Raw genomic sequence first — 10,887 nt, 5'->3', positions numbered from 1 at the left:
GTTGAGTTCTCAAGGAACGGACACTTCCTTCGGACCGCCTTCCAGCGGGCCCTCCGGGCGCTTCGTTCTTCCGTGTTCCCAGCCTATCAGACGTTTTCCGCTCCGTTTTCCGGAGTTTCATTCATCGGATTCGCTTTCCGCCGCTTCTCGCGGCGACCCCGGAACTCTACGGGTCCCGGCCGGTCCGAAGCAAATCGTCCCGCCCCGCTGGCGCGGGACGGGACGATCGGCGGTTCCGGGCAGGTCAGGCGCGGCCCATCTCCTCGGCGATCGCCGCCGCGAAGGCGTCGATGTCGGCCTCGGTGGTGTCGAAGGACGCCATCCAGCGCACCTCACCGGTGTGCTCGTTCCAGAAGTAGAAGCGGTAACGCTTCTGCAGGCGCTCGCTCACCTCGCGCGGGAGGACCGCGAAGACCGCGTTGGCCTGCACCGGGCGGACCACGGTCACGCCGTCGATGCCCTTGACCGCGGCCTCCAGCCGGCTGGCCATCGCGTTGGCGTGGCCGGCGTTGCGCAGCCAGAGGTCGCCGGAGAGCAGCGCCTCGAACTGGACGGAGACGAAGCGCATCTTCGACGCGAGCTGCATCGAGGTCTTGCGCAGGAACTTGATGTTGCGCACGCGCTCGGGGTTGAGCACGACCACACACTCGCCGAACAGCAGACCGTTCTTGGTCCCGCCGAAGGAGAGCACGTCCACGCCGGCGTCGGTGGTGAACTCGCGGAACGGGACGCCGAGCGAGGCGGCCGCGTTGCCGAGGCGCGAGCCGTCCACGTGGACCAGCATGCCGTGCTGGTGCGCGTGGTCGACGATCGCCCGGATCTCCTCGACCGTGTAGAGGGTGCCCAGCTCGGTGCTCTGGGTGATGGAGACCGCGAGCGGCTGCGCGCGGTGCTCGTCGCCCCAGCCCCAGGCCTGCTGGTCGATGATCTCGGGGGTGAGCTTGCCGTCCGGGGTGGGAACGGTGAGCAGCTTGATGCCGCCCATCTTCTCGGGCGCGCCGCCCTCGTCCACGTTGATGTGGGCGGACTCGGCCGCGATCACCGCGCCCCAGCGCGGGAGCAGGGCCTGGAGCGCGACCACGTTGGCGCCGGTCCCGTTGAAGACGGGGTACGCCTCCGCCCGCTCGCCGAAGTGGCGGCGGAAGACGTCCTGGAGGTGCGCGGTGTAGTCGTCCTCGCCGTACGCGACCTGGTGGCCGCCGTTGGCGAGCGCTATCGCGGCGAGGATCTCCGGGTGCACGCCGGCGTAGTTGTCGCTGGCGAAGCCGCGGACGGCGGGGTCGTGCCGCCGGACCGCGTCGGTGCCGGAGGTGGGGTCGGTCATCGGGCTGTCAGCCACAGGTGCTGTCCGTTCAGGTCTGCTGCGGGGCGGTCCCAGAGGCCCGCCAGGGTCTCGGCGAGGTCGGCCGTGTCGGTGAAGCCGGCGAACTTCGCCTCCGGCTTCGCCGCCCGCATCTCGGGGCTGACCAGCGCCTTGATCACCAGGATCGCAGCCGCGGCGGTGGGCTCGCCGTCCTCGGCGGTGGTCTCCTTCTTGAAGGAGTCCGCCATCGACAGGGTCCAGGCCTCGCTCGCGGCCTTCGCGGCGGCGTAGGCGGCGCCCCCGGCGGTCGGCTGGTGGGCGGAGGAGGCCGAGACGATCGCGTACCGGCCGGACTCGCTGCGGATCAGGGCCGGCTGGAAGGCCAGCGAGGTGTGCTGGAGGGTGCGCACCACGGTGTCGTGCAGGAAGTCCCAGTCGTCTATCCGGGTCTCGAAGAAGCTCTTGCTGCCGCGCCAGCCGCCGACCAGGTGGAAGACGCCGTCGACGTGGCCGTGCTCGGCCTCCAGGTGGTCGGCCCAGTCGTGGACCTCCTGCGGGTCGAGGAGGTCGATGATCTGGCCGGTCACCTTGGCGCCGGGGACGGCGGTGCGGACGTTGTTGAGCGCCGAGTCGAGCCGCTGCTGGTCGATGTCGGCACCGATGACGGTGGCGCCGTCTGCGGCCAGGCGGCGCATGACGGCCTGGCCGGCGGGGCCGCTGGCCCCGGCGACGGCGATCACCTTTCCTGCGAGGCTGCTCACGCGGCGACCTCCTGCAGGCCGGCGCCGGTGATGCCGGTGGTGGCGGCGATGACGCCGCTCAGCTTCTTGTTGAGGGCCTCGTAGAACATGCTCAGCGGGAACTCGTCCGGCAGGACGGCGTCGCACAGGGCCTTGTTGAGGGCCTTGCCGTCGGTGATGTCGAGCGGCAGCGCGTCGGAGCCCTTGGCCCAGGTCGAGGCCGGGTGCGGGGTGAGGTAGCGGGAGACCAGCTCGTAGGCGGCGATCCAGTGGGCCGGCTTCGGGCGGTCGATGCCGTCGCGGTAGAGGGTCTCGATCTCGGCGCAGAGCGCGTTGGTGACCTGCGGGGCCCGCTCCCAGTCGATGCTGAGGCGGTTGTCACGCCAGCGCAGCGCGTCGTGCTTGTGCAGGTACGCGAAGAGCAGCTGGCCGCCGAGGCCGTCGTAGTTGCGGACGCGGTCGCCGCTGACCGGGAAGCGGAACATCCGGTCGAAGAGGATCGCGTACTGGACGTCGCGGGCGTGCGCGTTGCCCTCGGCCTCCAGCTTCACGGCCTCCTTGAAGGTCGTGAGGTCGCAGCGGAGCTCCTCCAGGCCGTACATCCAGAACGGGCTGCGCTGCTTGATCATGAAGGGGTCGAACGGCAGGTCGCCGTGGCTGTGGGTGCGGTCGTGCACGAGGTCCCACAGGACGAAGGTCTCCTGGGCGCGCTGCTGGTCCTGGAGCAGGCCCTCGGCGTCGGCCGGAATCTCCAGGCCGAGCTGGGCGACAGCGCTGGTGGTGACGGCGCGGAAGCGGGCGGCCTCGCGGTCGCAGAAGATGCCGCCCCAGGTGAAGCGCTCGGGGGCCTTGCGGACGGAGACGGTCTCGGGGAAGAGCACCGCGGAGTTGGTGTCGTAGCCGGCCGTGAAGTCGGTGAAGGTGATCGGCACGAACATCGGGTTGTCGAAGCGGGTGCGCTCCAGCTCGGCCAGCCAGTCGGGCCAGACCACGCGCAGCAGGACCGCTTCGAGGTTGCGGTTCGGGTTGCCGTTCTGGGTGTACATCGGGAACACGACGAGGTGCTCCAGGCCGTCCTCGCGCTGGTCGGCGGGCTGGAAGGCGAGCAGCGAGTCCAGGAAGTCGGGCTCCCGGTAGCCGGTGTCGGCCCACTTGGCGAGGTCCGTGTCGACGGCGGTGAGGTACGCGGCGTCGTGCGGGAAGAGCGGGGCGAGCTCCTTGACGGCCTCGCGCACGGTGGTGACCAGCGGGTCGACGGTGTGCCGCTGGACGGCGGCCAGGTCGATCGAGCCGTCCTTGGACTGCATCGGGCGCAGGGCCTCGACGGCTTCCTTGAGGCGCAGCCAGGCCGGGTGGCCGGCGTGGGTCGATACCGGGGCGTCGGCCGCCACAGCGAGCCTTGGCGAAAGATTCTGCATCGTGGACTCACTTAGACAGGAGTTATTTCAACAAGGACACCATAAGTTCGAAAGGTTCTTCTGTTCAAGGGGGGTCTGGCCGCCGGATCTCCCGGCGACGGCCCTCCCGGCCGCAGGATCGCCGGTGGAGGCCGCCCGGACGGCATGCCGAACCGCGCGGTGACCCCTCCTACGCCGACCATGCCGCGCGGCCCGCTCCCCCGCCACCGGGGAGTGCCTCGGGCCGCCGCACCACGGCGGTCACCCCCGTGCGCCCCCGTTCGCGCCCTGCTCCGCGCGGACCCGATCGGTGATCGTGGACGGGGTGTGCCGCGAGCACCGGTCGGAAGGGGCGCCGATGCACGGACCGGTCCTGGTCAACTGGCTGCTGGCCGTCCTCGCGGCGGCCTCCGGCGCGTACTGCCTGAGCCGGCTGCGGCGCTCCCCGTGCGCGGCGGGCACCGGCTGCGCGGCCGCGCCCGGGTACCGGGGCGGTGGGCCGCAGGACGGGGCGCGGCGCGGCGCCGGTGGGCTGCTGGCCCGGGAGTCGGACGCGGCCGAGGCGCTGATGGGCCTGGGCACGGCCGCGATGGCGGTGGCCGGTTCCGCGGTGCCGCCCGTGGTGTGGGCGTGGTTGTTCGGGGTGCCGGCCGCCGCGTTCCTGGTGGCGGCGCTCGGCCCCGTCCCGGGTGCGCCGGGCCGCCGGGCGCACCGGCTGCACCACGCGGTCGGCGGGCTGACGATGACGTACATGGCGCTGGCGATGACGGCCGGGCCCACGGGTGCCGCGGGGCCCGCCGGTGCCGGGCACGCGCAGCACGCGGGCGGCGCCGGGCTGCCGCTGCTGACCGGGGCGCTGCTCCTCTACTTCGGCGGGTACGCCCTGTGGTCCGGGAGCCGGCTGCTCAGCGCCCCGGTCGGGGGCGTGCCGGCCGGGGGCGTGCCGGCCGGGACGGCGGGGCTGGCGCGGGCCTGCCGGCTCGCGATGGGGATCGGCATGTTCGCGATGCTGCTGACCCTGTGACCCGCTCCCGCACCACCGCCCTCCCGGGGCACCGGAGCCCCCCGTGCCCCGCCCCGCGCCCCGCCGCGAGGACGAACGGTCGACGCACCGCGTGGCGTTGGTCACGGGTGGCCGAAAGCCGTTCCCCGGGCCGCGGGCAGCGCATAGGTTGGCGGGGAGCGCGCTGTCGCGTTCCGTGCGTACTCGGGGAGCCCATGCCATGACGGCCCTGCTCGGCCTGCTGCTGCTCGGACTGCTGCTCTCGACCGTGGCGCCCCGGCTGCTGGCCCGGGCCCGCTGGGCGGAGCGCGAACCCGTGCTGGCGCTGCTGGTGTGGCAGTGCCTGGTGGTGGCCGTCCTGCTGTGCTGTGCGCTGAGCCTGGTGCTGGCGGCGTCCGCCGCGCTGCCGGGGCTGCGGGCGCTGGTGTTCACGGGCGCGCCGCACGGGGTGGAGGCCGCGTACGGGCTGCAGGGTGCCGAGGGCTGGGGCCGGCTCTGGGCGGCGGTGCTCGCCGCGGGCGGGGTGCAGACGCTGCTGGCGCTGACCCGCGAGGTGCGTGAGGCGCGTCGGCTGCGCGGCCGCCGGCAGGCCCAACTGGCCGATCGGGCGCCGGAGTTGCCGGACTCGATCGAGACCGCGCGGGGCCGCCGGGAGCGGCTGGTGGTGCTGGAGAACGTCCGCCCGGAGGCCTGGTCGCTGCCGGGTCACCACTCGCGTCTGGTGGTCACCACGGGGGCGCTCCAGCAGCTGACCGACCGTGAGCTGGCGGCGGTGCTGAGCCATGAGCGCGGGCACGTCCGGGCGCGGCACCACTGGCTGTCGCAGTGCGCCCAGGCGCTGGCGACGGGCTTCCCCGGGGTCGGGGTGTTCAGCGCCTTCCGGGACCAGGTGGGCGAGCTGGTGGAGCTGGCGGCGGACGACCGGGCGGCGCGCCGGCACGGGCGGCACACCACGGCGCTGGCGCTGGCCGAGATCAATCTGGACCGGGGGGTGTTCGGCTCCTGCCCGCCCGGGCTGGCGCAGTCCCCGAAGCGGGTGGACCGGCTGCTGGCCGGACGGCCCCGGCTCCCGGTCGCGCACCGGCTGCGGCTGACGGTCGCGGCGCTCGCCGCCCCCGCCGCGGCCGTCCTGCTCGCGGCGGCGCCCGGGCTCGCGGCCCTGGTCTGACAAACCCCGGAGGCGGCCCGGGTCGGCGGCGGCGCTTCGTCGCGTCCGAACCCGAAAGCGGACAGGAGGGGCGTCAGCCCTTCGTCGCGTCACACCCGCCGAGGTCACCGCGCAGGGTCAGTTCGAGCACCTCGCGGTGCAGCGCGCGGGCCTCGGAGTAACGGCGGCAACCGTCCTCGGTGAGCGCGACCTTGATGCCCCGCCGGTCGTTCTCGCACATCGCGCGGGTCACCAGGCCGCTCTTCTCCAAACGGCCGATCAGCCGGGAGAGCGCGCTCTGGCTCAGGTGCACGGTGTCGGCGAGTTCCTGGACGCGGAGCACGTGGGCGCTGTCGGCGTCGCGGGCCTCGACGAGGCGTTCCAGCACCTCGAACTCGCTCATGCCCAGCCCGTGCTTCTCGCCCAGCTCACGGTCGAGCAGGCAGGACGTGGCGGCATGCCGGGCCAGGAGGTCGCGCCAGGCGGCGACCAGGTCCGCATCCGCGTCGGAGTCGAGTTCAGCCACGGCGCCAGGGTACCACATGCAGAAGAACTTAATGCGTTCACATTAAATCCGCTTGCATTGATTGCACATGCATGTACTCTCTTGCCCATGACCACCGCGACCGTCAATCCATCTGACGACACATCAACAAGCGGGCTGCACTGGACCCCCCGCCTCTGGGGCACCCTCGTCGTGCTCTGCGCCGCGATGTTCCTGGACGCCCTGGACGTCTCCATGGTGGGCGTCGCCCTCCCCTCCATCGGCTCCGAGCTGCACCTGTCCACCTCCACCCTGCAGTGGGTGGTCAGCGGCTACGTCCTCGGCTACGGAGGACTGCTGCTCCTCGGCGGGCGCGCCGCCGACCTGCTCGGCCGGCGCCGGGTCTTCCTCGCCGCACTCGCCGTCTTCGCCGTCGCCTCCCTGCTCGGCGGCCTGGTCGACGACGGCGGACTGCTGATCGCGACCCGCTTCATCAAGGGTGTGAGCGCCGCCTTCACCGCACCCGCCGGACTGTCGATCATCACCACCACCTTCGCCGAGGGCCCCGCCCGCAACCGCGCGCTGTCGATCTACACCACCTGCGGCGCCAGCGGCTTCTCGCTCGGCCTGGTCCTCAGCGGCCTGCTCACCTCGGCCGGCTGGCGCTGGACCTTCCTGATGCCGGTCCCGGTCGCGCTGATCGCCCTGGCGTTCGCGGTCAAGCTGCTCCCCCGCCCCGCCGAGGAGCGGGCCAAGGGCGGGTACGACGTGGCCGGCGCGATCACCGGCACCCTGGCCGTGCTGCTGCTGGTCTTCACCGTGACCGAGGCGGAGGGCGCCGGCTGGCTGAGCGGCCGCACCCTGGGCTCCCTGGCGGTGGTCGTCGCGCTGTTCGCCGCCTTCCTGGTGATCGAGAGCCGCACCGCCCACCCGCTGGTCCGGCTCGGCATCTTCCGCAACGGCGGGGTCGCCCGCGCCAACCTGATCGCCTTCGCGCTGATGGGCTCGTACGCCGGGTTCCAGTTCGTGGTGACGCTCTACCTGCAGCGACTGCTCAACTGGTCCGCGCTGGAGATGGCGCTCGCGCTGCTGCCGGCCGGCGCGCTGGTCGCACTGTCCGCGACGAAGATGGGCGCGATCGTGGACCGCTTCGGCACCGGCAGGCTGCTGCCGATCGGCGCCCTGGCCCTGATGCTCGGCTACGCGGGCTTCCTGCGGCTGGACGAGCACAGCTCGTACGTCTCGCTGGTGCTGCCCAGCATGATCCTGCTGGGCGTCGGCTTCGCGCTGGCCTTCCCGTCCGTGAACATCGCCGCCACCGACGGAGTGGCGGACGAGGAGCAGGGCCTGGCCTCGGGACTGGTGAACACCGCCTTCCAGGTCGGCGGCGCGATCGTGCTGGCCGTCGTCACCGCCGTGATCACCGCGGGCAGCGGCGGCGGCGAGAGCGCCGCGGCGCAGCTGGACGGCTACCGCCCGGCGCTGCTGCTGGTGACCGGGGTGGCCCTGGCGGGCTTCGCGGTCGCGGTGGCGGGTGTCCTGGTGAGCCGCCGCCGGCGGCCGGGAACGGTGTCGGTACCGGACTACGACTATCCGTCGGTGGACCGGACCACGGTCGGCACGGAGGTCCTGACCAAGCGCTGAGCACCTGCGGGGCGCCCCGCGCCCCGCCCGCGCCACCCCGGCGCCCGCCGCGACCGGCACCCCCGCCCCGGGCGGCAGCCCGTCCGCGACCCCGGCCCCCGCGACGGCGACCCCGGCGCCCGCCGGGACCTCCGCCGCGCCGACCCCGTCCGCGAGCGGCTCCCCGGCGGACGGGGCCGTCAAGCCCGGCCAGCTGATCGCCAGCCCGCCGACCGCCGCCGCCCCGCAGGGCGCGCTGGTCGCGGTGACCGCCGTCAAGGCCGGCGCGCCCGGCACCGTTGATGTCCAGACCCGCCCGGCGACCGTCTCCGAGCTGCTCGGTGACAGCGAGGCGGACGGCACCGTCCCGGTGGACCCGCAGGCCATCAAGGTGACCCCGCTGGTCAAGGACCTCAAGGTCACGGTCGGCCGGGAGAACGGCACCACCAAGGCCGACGCCTCGGGCACCCTGGGGGTCGACCTGAAGGCCGCCGTCCCGCTGCCCGGCGGTGCGAGCGCGGACGCCACCGGCTCGCTGAGGCTGAGCCCCGCCGTGCACTTCGCCTACCGCGGCGCCGGCGTCTCCGGCCCGCGCACCGCGTCCATCGGCTTCGACCTCAACGCCGAGGCCAAGTGGAAGCTGACCGGTGAGCTCGGCCGTGCCACCGGCCCGATCCGGCTGCCCTTCGCCAAGCTCCAGGCCAGCCCCGTGCTCACCGTCGCCGGCCTGCCGGTGGTGGTCAACCTCGGCCTGACCGCCTACCTGGAGGTCAGCGCGGACGGCACGGTGCGCGTCGAGGCCGAGCAGGAGTACAGCGGCACCTGGACGGTCCACGCCGACTACACCGGCGGCCGCGGCTGGGGCCCGGTCTCCGACGCCGGCTCCACCAAGGTCTCCCCGCTGACGACCCGTCTGAGCGGCAAGGCCCAGGTGCGCACCGCCCTCGGTGCCGAGGTCAGCGTCGGCCTGTACGACACGGTGGGCGTCGAGGCGACCGTCGCGCCGTACCTGCGCGGCCAGGTCGACGGCGAGTTCACCGCCGACACCTCGGGCAACCCTCCCAAGGTCAAGGGCAGTTGGGCGCTCTTCGGCGGGGTCGACCTGACCGGGGCGCTGACCGCGCACCTCAAGGTCTTCGGCACCCCGATCATCGAGGGCAAGCTGCCGCTGCCGGTCTTCCACCGCGAGTGGGCCCTGCTGACCGGCAGCCGCCCCTGAACCGACCCGGTGTCCGTCCCCGAACATGACGGACCGTCCGAACGCGGCCCGGCCGCCGGTGGAGGTGTCACCGGCGGCCGGGCCGCGGCCGTGCGCCCAGCCGTGATCTCCGACGGTCGGTCAAGTCACGCTCATTCACAGAATATTGTCCGTCGCACACGCGGGATCCCCGGAGGATTTCCGGCATGTACGCGGTCTTCCGCTTCGGATCGTCGGCTGACAGGCTGGGCCGGGTTTTCCCGGACCGAGGAGGTCACTTGTCCCGCATATCCACGCTCGCGGTGGCGGCAGCCAGCGCGTTCGCCCTGGTCGCCGGCACCGCCGCGGTCGCTTCGGCCGCCCCGGACCCGTCGTCCGCGGCGCCGCAGGCCGTCGAGGCGAAGGTCCAGCCGGTCGCCTGGACACCGTGCAACCCGGATCCCACCAAGCCGGATCCGAAGATCTACGACTGTGCCGTCTACCAGGTGCCGCTCGACTACGACAACCCCTCCGGCGAGACGATCGGCATCGCCATGATGCGCCGCCGGGCCGCCGACCCCGCCAAGCGGATCGGCTCGCTCTTCCTCAACCCCGGCGGCCCGGGCGGCAGCGGCTACCTGTGGGCGACCACGGGCCGCTTCGACCAGGAGGTCAAGGACCGCTTCGACCTGGTCGGCTTCGACCCGCGCGGTGTCGCCCGCAGCAACCCGCTGCGCTGCTTCACCACCCAGGAGGAGGCCGACGCCGTCTTCAACCGGCAGACCGGGGTGCCGGTCACCCGGGCGCAGATCGACGAGACGATCGACGCCACCGAGGACTTCACCGACGCCTGCTCCCGGAACGCCGGCCCGCTGATCGAGCACATGTCCACCATCAACGTGGTGCGCGACCTCGACCGGATGCGCCGGGCCGTCGGCGACGCCAAGCTCAACTTCGCCGGCTTCTCCTACGGCACCCTGATCGGCGCCACCTACGCCAACATGTACCCGGACAAGGTCCGTGCGCTGATCATCGACGGCAACGTCGACCCGCAGCTGCGCCTGCACAACGGCCTGGAGTACGACCGGCAGCGGGCCGGCGGCTTCGAGCTGGCCCTCGGCGAGTTCCTGAAGCGCTGCCAGGCCGCCGGAGCCCCGCGCTGCGCCTTCGGCGAGGGCGACACCCGGGCCAAGTTCGACGAGCTCCGCGACCACCTCCGCACCACCCCGGTCGCCCTGCCGGACGGCACCGAGGTCACCCTGAGCACCTTCACCGGCCAGGTCGCCAGCGCCCTGTACGCGCAGAGCCGGCTGGCCCCGCTGGCCAAGTCGCTGCAGGCGCTGTACGAGGTGCTCCACCCGAAGACCGCGGCCCCGAGCCTGGCGCCCCGTCAGGAGCCGTCCGACGCGAGCGCGCTGGCCGTTCCGGCGCGCAACGCGCTGCGCGAGGCGCCGGCGGACAGCCCGTACACCTCGGACGACTCCTACTACGGGGTCAACTGCCAGGACAAGCCGTACCCGTCGAACCCGCGGGTGTTCGCCTCGCTGGCCCGTACCTGGGAGCAGGGCTCGCCGACCTTCGGCCGCTACCAGGCCTTCGACGCGCCCTCCTGCGCGACCTGGCCGGCCCCGGCGCGGGACGCCGAGCGGTTCGCCGGGCCGTGGAACCGGAGGACCTCGACGCCGGTGATGGTGATCGGCAACCTCTTCGACCCGGCCACCCAGTACGTGTTCTCCGAGCGCATGCAGAAGCAGCTGGGCAACGCGGTGCTGGTCACCGTCGACGCGGTGGAGCACTGCGCGATCGGCCGGAGCAAGGCGCTGAACGAACTGGTCACCCGGTACCTGGTGGACCAGGCCGCGCCGAAGCCGGGCCAGGTCCTCAAGCCGGACGCGGACGCCTTCCCGGCGGTGTGACCCGGGGGTCCTGACGAGGGTTCAGCAGCGGGGGCCGTGGTGGGGGGGCGCGGGGGGCGCGCCGCCGCGCCCCCGCGGGGGGGGGGCGCCAGACCCG

General features: G+C 73.1%; 9 protein-coding genes. 5 read left to right on the top strand and 4 right to left on the bottom strand.

From position 1 onward, the window contains the following. Positions 1-244 precede the first annotated feature (244 nt). Genes ACWEQL_RS37530 through ACWEQL_RS37520 form a run of 3 tightly spaced genes read right to left on the bottom strand, consistent with a single transcriptional unit; the run spans position 245 to position 3,461 of the window. Entirely contained in the window at positions 245-1,324 is a 1,080-nt protein-coding gene (locus ACWEQL_RS37530) for a threonine aldolase family protein (RefSeq protein ID WP_452155255.1), read from the bottom strand. After that, positions 1,321-2,064, bottom strand: coding sequence for an SDR family NAD(P)-dependent oxidoreductase (locus ACWEQL_RS37525; protein WP_452155253.1), 744 nt, complete (start codon positions 2,062-2,064; stop codon positions 1,321-1,323). The genes ACWEQL_RS37530 and ACWEQL_RS37525 overlap by 4 nt, the downstream gene beginning before the upstream one ends. Next, positions 2,061-3,461 carry a DUF6421 family protein gene (locus ACWEQL_RS37520; protein WP_452155251.1) on the bottom strand — a complete coding sequence of 467 codons (1,401 nt, stop codon included), beginning with the start codon at positions 3,459-3,461 and terminating at the stop codon, positions 2,061-2,063. The genes ACWEQL_RS37525 and ACWEQL_RS37520 overlap by 4 nt, the downstream gene beginning before the upstream one ends. 337 nt (positions 3,462-3,798) lie before the next feature. Here ACWEQL_RS37520 and ACWEQL_RS37515 point away from each other — a divergent pair, with 337 nt between their 5' ends. Beyond that, positions 3,799-4,464 (top strand): DUF5134 domain-containing protein, encoded by a 666-nt coding sequence (locus tag ACWEQL_RS37515; protein ID WP_452155249.1) that lies wholly within the window; start codon positions 3,799-3,801, stop codon positions 4,462-4,464. 199 nt (positions 4,465-4,663) lie between these two features. Then, positions 4,664-5,611, top strand: coding sequence for a M56 family metallopeptidase (locus ACWEQL_RS37510; RefSeq protein WP_452155247.1), 948 nt, complete (start codon positions 4,664-4,666; stop codon positions 5,609-5,611). Between the two features lie 73 nt (positions 5,612-5,684). On the opposite strand, the gene ACWEQL_RS37505 is transcribed toward ACWEQL_RS37510, so the two are convergent. Then, entirely contained in the window at positions 5,685-6,116 is a 432-nt protein-coding gene (locus ACWEQL_RS37505) for a MarR family winged helix-turn-helix transcriptional regulator (protein WP_452155244.1), read from the bottom strand. Positions 6,117-6,203: 87 nt separating this feature from the next. Here ACWEQL_RS37505 and ACWEQL_RS37500 point away from each other — a divergent pair, with 87 nt between their 5' ends. The 3 genes from ACWEQL_RS37500 to ACWEQL_RS37490 all read left to right on the top strand — a co-directional run bounded on the left by ACWEQL_RS37500 (position 6,204) and on the right by ACWEQL_RS37490 (position 10,790). Then, entirely contained in the window at positions 6,204-7,718 is a 1,515-nt protein-coding gene (locus tag ACWEQL_RS37500) for an MFS transporter (protein ID WP_452155242.1), read from the top strand. Positions 7,719-7,962: 244 nt separating this feature from the next. Beyond that, positions 7,963-8,916 (top strand): hypothetical protein, encoded by a 954-nt coding sequence (locus ACWEQL_RS37495; protein ID WP_452155240.1) that lies wholly within the window; start codon positions 7,963-7,965, stop codon positions 8,914-8,916. A 257-nt stretch (positions 8,917-9,173) separates the two neighbouring features. Continuing rightward, positions 9,174-10,790, top strand: a complete 1,617-nt coding sequence (locus tag ACWEQL_RS37490) for an alpha/beta hydrolase (protein WP_452155238.1) — start codon at positions 9,174-9,176, stop codon at positions 10,788-10,790. The last annotated feature ends 97 nt before the right edge of the window (positions 10,791-10,887 follow it).

This window comes from Kitasatospora sp. NPDC004240, assembly GCF_053603215.1.
The sequence above is the reverse complement of the archived record's forward strand: the minus strand, read 5'-3'. Positions and strand labels throughout refer to the sequence as shown.

Bases quoted from the DNA above. Each gene is read 5' to 3' on its own strand.
- ACWEQL_RS37515 (WP_452155249.1), top strand. From the start codon at position 3,799: ATGCACGGACCGGTCCTGGTCAACTGGCTGCTGGCCGTCCTCGCGGCG.
- ACWEQL_RS37510 (WP_452155247.1), top strand. From the start codon at position 4,664: ATGACGGCCCTGCTCGGCCTGCTGCTGCTCGGACTGCTGCTCTCGACC.
- ACWEQL_RS37500 (WP_452155242.1), top strand. From the start codon at position 6,204: ATGACCACCGCGACCGTCAATCCATCTGACGACACATCAACAAGCGGG.
- ACWEQL_RS37520 (WP_452155251.1), bottom strand. From the start codon at position 3,461: ATGCAGAATCTTTCGCCAAGGCTCGCTGTGGCGGCCGACGCCCCGGTA.
- ACWEQL_RS37530 (WP_452155255.1), bottom strand. From the start codon at position 1,324: ATGACCGACCCCACCTCCGGCACCGACGCGGTCCGGCGGCACGACCCC.